The sequence below is a fragment of the Vibrio sp. 1978 genome (assembly GCF_033344345.1).
The window spans coordinates 12,128-25,619 of the sequence record NZ_JAWPOP010000004.1 but is presented as its reverse complement, the minus strand read 5'-3'; the positions used below and the strand labels follow the sequence as shown (position 1 = coordinate 25,619).

Genomic DNA, 13,492 nt, shown 5'->3' with positions numbered 1-13,492 from the left:
ATTTGAGAATTAACAGATCCTTTCCTACGCTTATAACTGGTTGATCTATCGAATGCCGTTTCTTCGAAAATCAATCACGTAGGACGATAACTCTAACGAATTGGACACGTTATTTCAGGTCACTCCTGATTAAACATGGATCATACAGGAAGGATACAAATGGCAAATAAACTCACAGTTCTTGCTTCCGTCGTAGCGGCTTCTACTGCGATGATGGCAACATCAGCTCAAGCAGCAGACACTACTCTGGACAAAGTCACAAAACAAGGCTTTCTTACTTGTGGCGTAAGTACCGGTCTACCTGGTTTCTCTAACCCTAACTCAAAAGGCGAATGGGAAGGTATCGACGTAGAATATTGCCAAGCACTGGCTGCAGCTGTTCTTGGGGATAAAACGAAAGTTAAATATGTACCCCTAACCGCAAAAGAACGTTTCACTGCGCTTCAATCTGGTGAGATTGATGTGCTTTCCCGTAACACGACCTGGACTCTCCACCGCGACACTGCACTGGGCCTAAACTTCGTAGGTGTGAACTACTACGACGGTCAAGGTTTTATGGTGAAGAAGGAGCTTGGTATATCAAGTGCTAAAGAGCTTGATGGTGCGTCGGTATGTGTTCAATCAGGTACAACAACCGAGCTAAACCTTGCAGATTATTTCCGCAACCAAGGCATGGCGTACAAACCAGTGGTATTCGACACAGCGGCGCAAACTTCGAAAGGTTTTGATGCGGGACGCTGTGACGTATTAACAACTGACCAATCTGGCCTTTATGCACTACGTTTGAATTTGAAAGATCCGTCCTCTGCGGCCGTTCTTCCAGAAATCATCTCTAAAGAGCCACTAGGTCCAGTCGTTCGTCAAGGCGATGATCAATGGTTTAACATCGCTAAGTGGACATTGTCTGCGATGATTAACGCTGAAGAATACGGTATTAGTTCGAAGAATGCGGATGAAATGCTGAAGTCAACAGATCCAAACATCAAGCGTATCCTTGGTGTTGATGGCCCTAAAGGCAAAGGGTTGGGTATCCGCGACGATTGGGGCTACCAGGTTATCAAACAAGTTGGTAACTATGGTGAAAGCTTCGAACGTACAGTCGGTACTGGTTCGCCGTTAGAAATCTCTCGTGGCGTTAATGCGCTATGGAATGCAGGCGGCTTTATGTACGCGCCACCAATCCGATAGAAAGAGTTAATCAGGGCGGTTCATGCCGCCCTTTTTCTTGATTATATCTCACTGTATGAGTAAGGATCGCTCATTGGATGGCGAAAAGCGCTCGCTTGGTGGAACGGCTTTAAAGGTTCGTAAGTCACCAGACATGGGAGCGTTATTCTTTAGCCAGCAAGGACGAAACTTCTTTATACAGGCCGATATCTATAACTAAGGTTTGAGGTTATCGCTGTATGAAACCGACACAAGATGCATCGCCAAGTACGATGTCCAAACCAAGCGGAAGCAAGAGCCTGATTTATAATCCTGCCTTTCGTTCTGCTATTTTCCAGATCATTGCCATTGCTGCACTGGTATTTTTCTTTTACACGATTGTAAACAACGCTCTCAATAACTTAGATGCTCGTGGTATTGCAACGGGCTTCGGTTTTCTGAATCAAGAAGCCGGATTTGGTATTGGGTTAACATTAATTGAATACGATGAAACGTACTCTTACGGTAGAACATTTATCATCGGCCTTCTTAATACGGCGTTAGTCTCCGTATTAGGTATTATTCTGGCTACTGTGATTGGCTTTACCATGGGGGTTGCCCGCCTTTCTTCTAACTGGTTAGTTAGTCGTTTAGCGGCAGTTTATATCGAAACTTTCCGAAATATCCCCCTTCTTCTGCAAATATTCTTCTGGTATTTCGCTGTTCTTCAAGCATTACCCTCACCACGCCAAAGCTTAAGTCTTGGTGAAGCTATTTTCTTGAACGTTCGTGGCTTATATTTCCCTGCACCGACTATGGAACCTGGCAGTAGCTACGTTATTGCCGCGTTAATCTTCGGGGTAATCGCAAGCTTATTAATTAATGTATGGGCGAATAATAAGCAACGTCTCACTGGGCAACAAACCCCAATGGGAAGAATAGTTTTGGGTTTAGTTGTTGGCCTTCCATTGGTTGTGTACTTCCTTGCTGGTATGCCAATTTCACTGAATTATCCTGAACTAAAAGGGTTTAATTTCCGAGGTGGTATTAGCATTATTCCTGAATTGGCTGCGCTACTTTTGGCATTGAGTGTTTATACAGCTTCTTTCATTGCTGAGATTGTGCGCTCTGGTATTAATGCGGTTAGCCATGGTCAAACCGAAGCAGCGATGTCGCTAGGCTTACCACGCTCGAAAACTTTAAAGCTTGTTGTCATTCCTCAAGCGTTACGAATTATTATTCCACCTTTAACCAGTCAATATCTCAACCTCACCAAAAACTCATCGTTAGCGATGGCGATTGGTTACCCAGATCTTGTCTCTGTGTTTGCTGGTACTACCCTGAACCAAACGGGACAAGCGATTGAGATCATTGCGATGACGATGGGCGTGTACTTGACATTAAGTCTGATTACGTCTGCATTAATGAACTTGTATAACCGTAAAGTCGCGCTGGTGGAGAGATAATATGAGTACTCATCAATTTCAACCGGATCTCCCACCACCCGCCAATACTGTAGGCTTCGTTGGTTGGATGCGGAAAAATCTATTTAATGGCCCTATCAATTCCATTGTTACTGTCATTCTTGCGTATATTGTCGTAACTGCAATATGGTATATCGTGGATTGGGCGTTTATTAACGCAGACTGGATTGGCTCAACGCGTGACGACTGTAGCCGAGATGGTGCTTGCTGGGTATTTATCAGCGTGCGCTGGGAGCAGTTCATGTATGGTTTTTATCCAGAGTCCGAACTATGGCGCCCTCGCCTTTTCTATATCACATTAGCCATATTTACCGTTTTACTCGCGTATGAGAAGACACCGAAACGGATGTGGATTTGGCTTTTCTTCGTAAACATCTATCCATTCATCATCGCTGGGCTGTTATACGGGGGTGTCTTTGGACTAGAAGTGGTCGATACACACAAATGGGGTGGATTACTCGTTACGCTCATTATTGCGTTAGTTGGTATCGTAGTTTCACTGCCAATTGGTGTGGTGCTTGCGCTTGGTAGACGTTCAGAGATGCCGATCATTCGCAGCATTTGTACCGTCTACATTGAAGTTTGGCGTGGCGTTCCGCTTATTACGGTTTTGTTCATGGCTTCGGTTATGCTTCCATTGTTTATGTCTGAAGGTTCAGAGACAGATAAACTGATTCGCGCCCTTATCGGTGTGGTTATGTTTGCCTCCGCTTACATGGCAGAAGTGGTACGCGGTGGTCTACAAGCCATTCCGAAAGGTCAATATGAAGCCGCTGATGCGCTTGGGTTAAGTTACTGGAAAAAGACTGGGCTTATTATCTTGCCACAGGCGCTAAAGATTACTATTCCTTCTATCGTGAACACCTTTATCGGTTTGTTTAAAGACACCAGTTTAGTACTCATCATTGGCATGTTTGACGTACTCGGTATAGGACAAGCAGCAAATACCGACCCTGAATGGTTAGGTTTTGCTACTGAAAGTTATGTATTTGTCGCGTTAGTGTTTTGGGTATTTTGTTTTGGCATGTCACGCTATTCGATATGGCTTGAAAACAAACTTCATACCGGTCACAAACGATAACTCATCAAGATCAAGGACGTATTATGACGCAACAACAAGATTACATGATCCAATTGAAGGACATGAATAAATGGTATGGTGAGTTTCACGTACTAAAAAATATTAACCTCGACGTTAAGCGCGGCGAGAAAATCGTTATCTGTGGCCCATCTGGGTCGGGAAAATCAACGATGATTCGCTGTATTAACCGCCTTGAAGAACACCAAGCAGGCAGCATTTACGTCTCTGGTACGGAATTAACTGAAGACTTAAAGAACATTGAAGCAGTACGCCGAGAAGTGGGCATGTGCTTTCAACACTTTAATCTCTTCCCTCATTTAACCGTACTGGAAAACTGTACGCTCGCGCCTATCTGGGTGAAGAAGATGCCAAAAGATGAGGCAGAAGCAGTTGCGATGAAATATCTGGAACGTGTAAAAATTCCAGACCAAGCGGAGAAGTATCCCGGTCAGCTGTCTGGTGGCCAGCAACAACGTGTGGCGATTGCTCGCTCTTTGTGTATGAACCCTAAAGTCATGCTTTTTGATGAGCCAACATCTGCACTCGACCCGGAAATGGTTCGCGAAGTACTGGATGTAATGGTCGAACTCGCCGAGGAAGGCATGACTATGCTATGTGTGACACATGAAATGGGCTTTGCTAAAGAGGTTGCCGATCGCGTGATATTCATGGACGCAGGAGAGATCATCGAAGAAAACAACCCGGTCGACTTCTTTGAGAATCCTCAATCGGATAGGACCCAAAACTTCCTAGCGCAAATCTTACACCACTAAGATTTAGCCGAATCGACATAAAAAAGCACTGGTTTCTATGAAGCCAGTGCTTTTTGTTACTAAATTCAAAAATCCGTGTGAGAATCAACATAGCTATGCTAGGCAGTAATATTGTGTTACAAGTTGCCAAATACATAACATCTTATTTCCATTATCATTTTATCTAGGATATGCATGAAAAGGGCTTGATTTTTTGAACTTTCAGCCCCATAAATGTACCAATAGTAAACTCCCTTATTGAGGATAATTATGAACAGTCCAATGTTTACTCGTTCAACAAGTGTTCCTAATACACTAGAAACTAACAAAGTACTGAAAAACACTTACTTCCTACTGTCGATGACACTGATGACCAGTGCTATCGCAGCAGTCGCGACTATGGCAATGCAAATTTCACCAATCATGGCAATTGTGATGCAGCTTGCAGCGATTGGTATTTTGTTCTTTGTTATGCCAAAGGCAATCAACTCATCATCTGGTATCGTTTGGACATTCGTTTTCACGACTCTAATGGGTGGTGCTTTAGGTCCAATGCTTAACTACTACGCATCAATTCCAAACGGTCCTACTATCATTGCTCAAGCTCTAGGTTTGACTGGTATGGTGTTCCTTGGCCTATCGGCTTACACCATTTCAAGCAAGAAAGATTTCTCTTTCATGCGCAACTTCCTGATGGCGGGTTTGATCATTGTGATCGTTGCAGCGCTGATTAACATCTTCGTTGCTTCAACAATGGCTCACCTAGTAATCAGCAGTGTTTCTGCACTCGTGTTCTCTGGTTTCATCCTATTCGATACAAGTCGTATCGTTCGTGGCGAAGAGACAAACTACATCAGTGCAACAATTTCGATGTACCTAAACATCCTTAACTTGTTCACTAGTCTACTAAGCATTCTAGGTATTATGAACGACGATTAATCGTTTCTCGTTAAGTAGAATAAAAAAGCCCGAAGGTAATTCCTTCGGGCTTTTTCTTTGTGTGCAATTCAGTGTATTACGCCTGCTCTACTGACAACTCGATAACTTCGTCAGCTTCTGGATTTTCTCTAAAGCGTCTCACTTTGATCGTTTCCTCTCCTAACATGATTTGCTTGGCGATTCGGTGCATACCGTCAAAAACACGATAGTCACTGGTTAAGATTACCGGATACGACAAATCAGCATTGTTGATTCGTTGGCAATGTTTTGCAATTTCACGGCAGGTTGGCTGTGGCCCTTCATGACTAAACCAAGTCACTTCATTTGGGCCTTTGATATCATCAATCGAAATTTCTTCTACAGGTAAGGATTCTGCAAGTTGCCAAATACGCTCGATGGACCAAGTGGATTTTACATTGTCATTAATCTCAATGTAACGTTGTTTCGACATGACTAACTCCTTGTCATCATTGTTGTTTCTAACCTGAATACAGGCTTTCATTAATCCAATGAGAATATCGGTCTATGAAAACAAACACAACGTTGTCAGCTATTCATTCACCCATAAAATCCCATAATCAGACAAGTAGCCAAGAAAAAACCAAAACAAAAATGAATAAGCCTGGATATCCATGCAATTTCGTTGGTACTCACCCCGTAAAATTTCTAACAAACTGAATAGTTTCCTATTTATTTGAATAAAAGAGCATTTATATCAAAGTGCCTAGCTCAGTCAAAAACACTCACCATTTTGTACGCTTTTGCTTCGCTCGGCACTACTTCGAGATTCTTTTGTTGAGAACATTCTCGGCTGTCGCTAATCTATAAACATCCATGTTTACTTAACGGATAAAACGTTATGTTCGTTTACAACGGCAAAGAAATTGAAACGGATGCTCAAGGCTACTTATTGGATCATACTCAATGGGAAGAAGGTATGATTGAGCTTTTAGCAAAAGAAGAAGACATCGAGCTTACGGATGCTCATTTGGAAGTTGTGCATTTTGTGCGAGACTTTTATGAAGAGTTTAATACCTCCCCTGCAGTGCGTATGCTTGTGAAAGCGATGGAAAAAGCGCACGGCCCGGAAAAAGGTAACAGTAAGTATCTATTCAAGCTGTTTAAAAAGGGGCCAGCCAAACAAGCAACCAAATTAGCCGGCCTACCAAAGCCAGCTAAATGCTTGTAGATTCATAAAATTTTAAAACCGCGTAACGGCTTATACGACGCAGGCTCCTGCATCACATGCTCTACTGTTGCCGTTCGCGGTCCTTCTTGTAACCATTCCGAAAACGCAACTATTTGCGCGTCTGTTCCACACGCCATCACTTCAACATCACCATTGTTTAGGTTCTTCGCATAACCTGTTAACCCTAGCTTCAATCCTTGATGGGAAGTATGGTAACGAAAGCCCACGCCTTGAACATGACCTTTTACTATAAATCTCTCACACTTTACGTTCATCTTTGTACCGCTTCTTTTTACTGAGTGATATATTCTTTTCGTCTATTCACCCCACTAAGGATAGTGGGTTTTTGCACGGTTATTATAATTATGAAAGAAATTCCATTCCGCTGGATTGATAAGTATCTCATTCACTTAAAGATTCAAGAAAAGTTCTATTTGCTCTTCGTTCTCCCTCTTCTTGCTTTAGTCATTCTCACTCTCGTCCTTAATAGCGCGGCTAATACACTGATCTCAAGTATGTACCAAGAAGAGCTCATGCTTATGAAAGGTCTGATAGAGGCAGGCAACCTTTCTCAATCTCAAGTAGCAAGCCTCATAGCGGGTTCAGAAACCGTTTCTATTGGCTCTGGTTCGCAATCCGTGTCTGTTTTAAATGGTGCGTACAGTTTGGTTGCGAACCATGAACTTTCTTTATGGACTGCCCTATCAACGACTCAAGTGAGCATCATCTGTGTGAGCTTGTTTATTCTCGCTCTTGGCGTTTACTACATCATGACGTTTATTGGCGGCGCGATGTTCACGATGAACAAAGCATTAAACACCCTTGCGGGTGGCGACTTAACTGCGAGAATGAACTTCTTCCCTGTTCGCGACGAGTTTAGTGAAATTGCTATTACGATAGACAAAGTTGCAGAACGAGAGCAACAAATGGTGCTGTCGATTCAAGAGTCTGTGGCGTTAATGCAACAAATTAGCTCAGACCTGAATCAATCGATTCATCACAGTTCAGATATTTCAGCGACTCAGCAGGAACACCTCAACTCTCTTGCGAGTGCAACTGAACAGATGGCATCAACGATTCGAGAAGTCGCGACACTAGCTCACGATTCAAGCACGCAAACCGATGATGCGCGAAACGTGGCTCAGTCTGGACAAGTGAAAGTTGAGAATACGCTTCACTCGATTTCGAACCTTTCTAATGAGATTCAATCTGCGTCTCAAGCCGTTGCCGAGTTAGATGCCAATGCAGCACAAATTGATGAAGTCGTGACAACCATCAATGGGATCTCCGAGCAAACCAACCTACTTGCTCTGAACGCGGCTATTGAAGCTGCACGTGCTGGAGAACAAGGTCGTGGATTTGCGGTCGTTGCGGATGAGGTTCGCGCTCTTGCGGGACGCACTCAGCAAGCGACAGTGGAAATCCAAACGATGATTGAATCGTTACAGCGTAACAGTCAGTCACTTACTAAGCTGATGGAAGTGACAGTTAATAACGCAAATGAGGGACAAAACCTCATGACGGAAGTGAATCACGAAATCGGCTCTTTGGCAGATAAAAATCAAACTATCTCCGACAGTAGCATTCAAATTGCAACAGCAGCTGAAGAGCAAGGTGTAGTCGCGGACAATATCGCCTCAAGCGTTGAAGAAATTCGAGTTCAAGCAGATAACGTGTGCAATATGATAAGCACGACTTCACAAAACGTTGATCAACTGCGTAAGCAAAGCGACACAATGGAAGCACTACTTACTGGACTTAAAGCATAGCAACGGAATCTATTACAGCAAATTCAATAAAAGGGTCACTTTAGTGACCTTTTTTGTATTTAAAAGTCACTACAATGTACTGGATTGCCGAGGGATATTGCTTTTACCATTTACATCCCGGACAATACGCCCCTTTCAAAATTCAACAAGAGCTAATGAAATGACAGCTGCTATCTATTTGGTTAAAGGTCGTGAGAAATCGGTCAAGCGCAAGCACCCTTGGATCTTCTCTCGAGGCATCAACAAAGTTGAGGGCGAACCTGCTCTTGGCGAAACGGTTGATGTATTCACTCACGACGGTAAATGGCTAGCTAAGGCGGCATATTCGCCAGCTTCACAAATTCGTGCTCGTATTTGGAGTTTTGATAAAGAAGAAATCGACACCGCGTTTTTCGTTAAACGACTTAAAGACGCACAACTTCTTCGTGAAGACATTATCAAACGTGATGGCCTTACGGGTTATCGCCTTATCGCAGCAGAGTCTGACGGCTTACCTGGCGTTACGATCGACCGTTACCAAAATTTCTTTGTGTGCCAACTTCTCAGTGCTGGCGCAGAACACAATAAGCAGGCTATTGTTGACGCTCTGGTTGAGTGCTTCCCTGATTGTAATGTGTACGAGCGCTCTGACGTGGCCGTTCGTAAAAAAGAAGGTTTAAAAGAGAGCACGGGCGTTTTGCATGGCGAAGAGCCACCTAAATCGGTCGTCATCGAAGAAAATGGCGTAAAGATTAGTGTAGATATCGTTGGCGGACACAAAACAGGTTTCTACCTAGATCAACGTGATAGTCGCCAGCAAGCGATGAAATATATGAAAGGCAAAGAAGTTCTTAACTGCTTCTCTTACACAGGTGGCTTCGGACTTTACGCTCTAAAAGGTGATGCAAAGCGTGTGATTAACGCTGACGTGTCGCAACCTGCTTTAGATACCGCAAAATTCAACGCAGAGCTAAACGATTTTGATATTTCGAAGAAGCGTGCCGTGTTCCTAAATGCAGACGTGTTTAAGCTGCTTCGTGAGTATCGTGATCAAGGAACTCAGTTCGATGTGGTTATTATGGACCCACCGAAGTTCGCAGAGAGCAAAGCACAACTAAACGGTGCATGTCGTGGTTACAAAGACATCAACATGCTAGCAATGCAAATTCTAAAACCGGGCGGCACTCTACTGACCTACTCGTGCTCTGGCTTGATGGATCAAGTTCTGTTCCAGAAAATCATCGCTGATGCAGCCGTAGACGCTAACCGCCAAGTAAAGTTTGTGGAGCGTTTTGAGCAAGCCGCTGACCACCCAACCGATACAGCATATCCAGAAGGCTTCTACTTAAAAGGTTTTGCATGTAAAGTGCTTTAGGCTACGAATAAGTAAGACAAAGCAGAAGAAAAGGGCCTACTGGCCCTTTTCATTATGGCTCTAAGTTAACCTTAGTTAGTGCGGATAACACATCTCTCTCAAAGTCCGCATTTCCCACGATTAAATCACTAAACTCTGTCGCCCCGTTTTCTATTACGATAGTTTGAATTGAGTTTCCATCGTTATGGGTTATTTCTAGAGATAAGTCATCGCCATCAATGTTCAAGTCAATACTATTAAGAAGTTCTTCTATCGTATTGTGCCCTGCATCTTCAACGACTTCACTCAGATCTAAGGTGTCCAAATCTCTCTCAAAACCTCTAATTAGATCTGTTCCTGTATCCAAGGAGTCGTTGACCCATTTAAAGACATCTGCCTCGTTATCATTACCGATCAAGATGTCATGACTTACGTCTACTTCAGCTTCAATAATATTTGCAGAGCCATTACTTGAAGCATTTACTCCTCCGTTTTCATCAATAACGAATTGCAGGGTATTCTCACTTTGATCGCCATCGTTATCCGTCAATACATAATCGAAGTCTAACGTTTCAACTGTATCACCCACTGCACCATAAAATGCATACGCACCATCGTTTAGGTCGATTTCCAGAGTATGTTTGCTGTCGATATAGATAGTAAGCTGCATCGTTGTGTCGTCAAATGCATGCGAAATACCATCGTTATTGTCAGTTACTATTAGGTCTGTACCATCAAACGAATAAGTGACACCGTCATGTTCTATTTCGCTAATATAACCACCATCTGCACCAATACCTGTATCTGGAGAAGTGGTATACATCAAGTTCCCCCCAACAGGTTGAATCACTGACTGCAACATAACCGGAGGTAATTGAGTTACGTCAGGAACCACAACACCATCAAGGTCTTGATTCAAAAAGCCATCATATGCTACGCGATCTAATTGCTCCGGCATAAGATTAACGCCCATACCATACGCTAGGGCTGTTATCTGATTATCAGGATCGGTTAGGTGATCAATCCAACTCTGCTCGCGAGCGTCGTTTATAAATGATGACGCAGGGTTTGGCTGACCATCTGACAAGAAGTAACTAACATTCGACGCACTGGTTAACTTACCTACATCATCCCATGACTGTTTTGCTTCATTTAGCGCGTTGTTATAGTTAGTCGCGCCACCCGCAGTTAGCGTCTCAATATACGCTTTGGCCTCCTCGACCGTCAGCCACGTCGCAGCACCTATAGCGTAAGTGGATGCTGTACTGCTATAAGTAATAATTTGAACTCGCGTTTGACCGATAGACTCATATTGATTCAATAACTGAGTTGCCGAATCTTTCATTATCTGCAAGCGATTATCCGTTCGCATAGAACCCGAGACATCCATTATGAGCTGAACGTTGGCACTTTCTTTAGTTTCTGCAACTACATCGTGAATAATAGATGCAGAATCTGGTGAGTCATCTTCCACAATAACGTTGACCGTTGTGGAGTTAGTAAGACCACGAGCTTTCGAGACAAGCACAGGCACCTCAATATTTAAGGTGTCTTCTCCAGATGGGTTGGTGTGATCAATCGGACCAAGAAGCTCCGTAGATACCACTCCAGTATCATTGACTGATATTTTGATAACCTCTTCACCGTTCGCTGAACCGATAAGCATTTGGTCGTTATTTGATAACGTCCACGTTACAGAGATACCGTTACTAGTAAGAGCTGTAGATGGTTCACTGAGCGTAACAGAATCAACGGTTTGACCCAGCGTCAATTGTTCTACATCAGTACTCGAGTCAGTTGTGTCATCAAAGCCGTTTAGAGCAGAGTCATCAGCAATGGCGTTGCTTAAGCCTTCCTCAGAAACGTTTAGAGTTACACCTTCTACGATTGGTGGGGCGTAAGGGTTGACAGAAAAGTACCCCGTTTTACTGTCTCCATCATTATCAGTAATCGTGTAGTTAAAATCGATATCCCCATCGCCATAAGGTGAGGTCAAAGGTAAGTATTGGAAGAACTCCCATTTTCCAGTGCTAGGTGTAAGTTGAACTTCGAATGCAAGCTCTCCATCAGCCTCTGCAATCAGTCTATTAGAGTTTTGTGGATCGACGTATATCAACACGTCTTTACCATCTAGAGTCTCTAAACCAGCCTCACCTCCATTTAAGACTATAGAACCAGGGCCATCAGCTCCATATACAGCACCGAGGTTCCCATCCGCACTAGCAATTGGCACGCCAGAGTACGCACCTGTAAAGGTTATTGATTTAACGGTAAAGTCACTGTTGTCTTCAGTATCCGGGCCATTGCCATTACTGGTCGCCTCGAGGATGATTTTATCAAAGCCTCCCTGTTGAACATTGAAATTTGCCGCGTAATCACCACTGCTTGCGTCAGAGCTGAACGATTGCTGAGCAATTAATACACCATCTCTATAAAAAGATGCGATTCCTTTCTCAAGTTCACCACCAAACATTTTCTCAAATTCTATTTCTGCTCCGTAAGCAACTTTATTGCCTAAGTCTATGATTAACTGCTCTGATACACCCTCATTACCCGCGAATCGATAATCGACTTCGTTTTCTAATTGGAAGCCGTTGTTACCAGAACTTTTAACGCCAACCCCTTCTGATGATTGATTGATTTCAGCTGTTCCCAGCATCACAGATTCGTCAGACACAAAACCGTTTGCAGTCACAACAACATCCCCAAATGTTCGACTGGTTGCGTCTGCCTCACTTCCTGCAAAATCTATGCGCCCTGTCAGAACGTTAGGTGCACCAGTAAGCGACACATCGACGGGTTGAACAACAACAGGCACGTATGGGCAATCATCTTCAACGGCCACATTTAAGCTTTGAGATGTTGTTGTTTGTCCATCACTTACAGAAATCTGTAAATCAAAGTTGATGATGTCTTCCACATCATTAACAGGATGATCAAGTGGCTCAAACAGAGTAATAGTATAGTCCCAAGAGCCTTGACCTGAAGCTGAAGGCTCGCTCAGCACAACAGTAGCAACAACGCTCAGGTGAGCAGTTTTCGCAGTCAGCGTTTGAGTACTGTTGTCCCACGTCCACGATATAGGCTCCCCTCTTGATGTTAGGTTGTTAGGGCCTGCCAATACCACTGAAACATTCGCCGTGTCTGGATCGGCAACTGTGAATGTTCCTGAGAAACTTGCGGAGTTAGTGGTGTCTGAAGGTGATCCTGTATTATCAGGGATACCATTAGCTAAACCTTCTTCCGAAACAACTGCATTCACAACATTTGAAATAGAAGGAGGAGCATCATTATCAATAATCGTTGCCGTACCGGTATCGCTGCCTTGTACTGCGCCAATGCCGGTCACCGTGACACTGAAATCTTCAGGACCTTCATAAACGGCGTCATCAATGGAAGCGATACGCACATCAAACTCAGTTTGCCCAGCAGAAACGGTCACAATGCCATCGTTTGGCACTGCCACCCAACCGCTCCCGGTGTTGTATTCTAGGGTGCCTAAGTCACCGGTTTCGGTGTCACCTAAGTTGAGGCCTAGCTCGACTTGTACTGTAGACTCGGAGGCGTTCGATAGCGTCACTTTGAAGTTGGCTGTATCCCCCTCATTGATGGTGCCAGCGTCTGAGATAGTCACGCTTGGACGGTCATCATCCGGATCAGGGCCCGGACCCGTGCCGTCATCCACTATCGTTGCCGTACCGGTATCGCTGCCTTGCACTGCACCAATGCCAGTCACCGTCACACTGAAATCTTCTGGGCCTTCGTACACCGCGTCATCAATGGAAGCAATACGCACATC

At 43.9% G+C, this 13,492-nt stretch carries 12 protein-coding genes; 9 read left to right on the top strand and 3 right to left on the bottom strand.

Features of this window, described 5'->3' with window-relative positions; translation table 11 throughout:
• Positions 1 to 159 precede the first annotated feature (159 nt).
• The 6 genes from R8N49_RS05395 (at position 160) to R8N49_RS05370 (ending at position 5,402) form a co-directional block, all read left to right on the top strand.
• Positions 160 to 1,188 (top strand): amino acid ABC transporter substrate-binding protein, encoded by a 1,029-nt coding sequence (locus tag R8N49_RS05395; protein WP_005377403.1) that lies wholly within the window; start codon positions 160 to 162, stop codon positions 1,186 to 1,188.
• A gap of 73 nt (positions 1,189 to 1,261) precedes the next feature.
• Positions 1,262 to 1,387 (top strand): hypothetical protein, encoded by a 126-nt coding sequence (locus R8N49_RS05390; RefSeq protein WP_277987590.1) that lies wholly within the window; start codon positions 1,262 to 1,264, stop codon positions 1,385 to 1,387.
• Positions 1,388 to 1,406: 19 nt separating this feature from the next.
• Positions 1,407 to 2,612 carry an amino acid ABC transporter permease gene (locus R8N49_RS05385; RefSeq protein ID WP_005377402.1) on the top strand — a complete coding sequence of 402 codons (1,206 nt, stop codon included), beginning with the start codon at positions 1,407 to 1,409 and terminating at the stop codon, positions 2,610 to 2,612.
• 1 nt (position 2,613) lies between these two features.
• Complete coding sequence (locus tag R8N49_RS05380) at positions 2,614 to 3,711, top strand: amino acid ABC transporter permease (protein WP_005389988.1); 1,098 nt, start codon at positions 2,614 to 2,616, stop codon at positions 3,709 to 3,711.
• Between the two features lie 23 nt (positions 3,712 to 3,734).
• Positions 3,735 to 4,484, top strand: a complete 750-nt coding sequence (locus R8N49_RS05375) for an amino acid ABC transporter ATP-binding protein (protein ID WP_005377400.1) — start codon at positions 3,735 to 3,737, stop codon at positions 4,482 to 4,484.
• A gap of 249 nt (positions 4,485 to 4,733) precedes the next feature.
• Positions 4,734 to 5,402 carry a Bax inhibitor-1/YccA family protein gene (locus tag R8N49_RS05370; RefSeq protein WP_186585018.1) on the top strand — a complete coding sequence of 223 codons (669 nt, stop codon included), beginning with the start codon at positions 4,734 to 4,736 and terminating at the stop codon, positions 5,400 to 5,402.
• A gap of 76 nt (positions 5,403 to 5,478) precedes the next feature.
• Here the strand turns inward: R8N49_RS05370 and R8N49_RS05365 are convergent, their stop codons facing one another.
• A complete protein-coding gene (locus R8N49_RS05365) occupies positions 5,479 to 5,853 on the bottom strand; it encodes a chromosome partitioning protein ParB (protein WP_005377398.1) in 375 nt (124 codons plus the stop codon).
• A gap of 408 nt (positions 5,854 to 6,261) precedes the next feature.
• On the opposite strand from R8N49_RS05365, the gene R8N49_RS05360 reads away from it, so the two are divergent.
• The gene (locus R8N49_RS05360; RefSeq protein ID WP_005377396.1) at positions 6,262 to 6,591 is read left to right on the top strand and encodes a TusE/DsrC/DsvC family sulfur relay protein; all 330 of its coding nucleotides are present in this window, start codon (positions 6,262 to 6,264) and stop codon (positions 6,589 to 6,591) included.
• Positions 6,592 to 6,593: 2 nt separating this feature from the next.
• On the opposite strand, the gene yccX is transcribed toward R8N49_RS05360, so the two are convergent.
• Positions 6,594 to 6,866: an acylphosphatase gene (gene yccX, locus R8N49_RS05355; protein WP_017634611.1), complete on the bottom strand. Its 273-nt coding sequence runs from the start codon at positions 6,864 to 6,866 to the stop codon at positions 6,594 to 6,596.
• Between the two features lie 90 nt (positions 6,867 to 6,956).
• Here yccX and R8N49_RS05350 point away from each other — a divergent pair, with 90 nt between their 5' ends.
• Positions 6,957 to 8,360 (top strand): methyl-accepting chemotaxis protein, encoded by a 1,404-nt coding sequence (locus tag R8N49_RS05350; RefSeq protein WP_017821867.1) that lies wholly within the window; start codon positions 6,957 to 6,959, stop codon positions 8,358 to 8,360.
• A 160-nt stretch (positions 8,361 to 8,520) separates the two neighbouring features.
• On the top strand, positions 8,521 to 9,714 hold the full coding sequence (locus tag R8N49_RS05345; protein ID WP_054579311.1) for a class I SAM-dependent methyltransferase: 1,194 nt from the start codon (positions 8,521 to 8,523) through the stop codon (positions 9,712 to 9,714).
• 52 nt (positions 9,715 to 9,766) lie between these two features.
• Here the strand turns inward: R8N49_RS05345 and R8N49_RS05340 are convergent.
• Positions 9,767 to 13,492 (bottom strand): VWA domain-containing protein (locus R8N49_RS05340; protein WP_318189875.1); only part of this gene is annotated, 3,726 nt, incomplete at its 5' end.

What these genes read in the sequence shown, in the direction of transcription:
- R8N49_RS05395 (WP_005377403.1), top strand. Translation starts at nt 160, where the DNA reads ATGGCAAATAAACTCACAGTTCTTGCTTCCGTCGTAGCGGCTTCTACT.
- R8N49_RS05385 (WP_005377402.1), top strand. Translation starts at nt 1,407, where the DNA reads ATGAAACCGACACAAGATGCATCGCCAAGTACGATGTCCAAACCAAGC.
- R8N49_RS05380 (WP_005389988.1), top strand. Translation starts at nt 2,614, where the DNA reads ATGAGTACTCATCAATTTCAACCGGATCTCCCACCACCCGCCAATACT.
- R8N49_RS05375 (WP_005377400.1), top strand. Translation starts at nt 3,735, where the DNA reads ATGACGCAACAACAAGATTACATGATCCAATTGAAGGACATGAATAAA.
- R8N49_RS05370 (WP_186585018.1), top strand. Translation starts at nt 4,734, where the DNA reads ATGAACAGTCCAATGTTTACTCGTTCAACAAGTGTTCCTAATACACTA.
- R8N49_RS05365 (WP_005377398.1), bottom strand. Translation starts at nt 5,853, where the DNA reads ATGTCGAAACAACGTTACATTGAGATTAATGACAATGTAAAATCCACT.
- R8N49_RS05360 (WP_005377396.1), top strand. Translation starts at nt 6,262, where the DNA reads ATGTTCGTTTACAACGGCAAAGAAATTGAAACGGATGCTCAAGGCTAC.
- yccX (WP_017634611.1), bottom strand. Translation starts at nt 6,866, where the DNA reads ATGAACGTAAAGTGTGAGAGATTTATAGTAAAAGGTCATGTTCAAGGC.
- R8N49_RS05350 (WP_017821867.1), top strand. Translation starts at nt 6,957, where the DNA reads ATGAAAGAAATTCCATTCCGCTGGATTGATAAGTATCTCATTCACTTA.
- R8N49_RS05345 (WP_054579311.1), top strand. Translation starts at nt 8,521, where the DNA reads ATGACAGCTGCTATCTATTTGGTTAAAGGTCGTGAGAAATCGGTCAAG.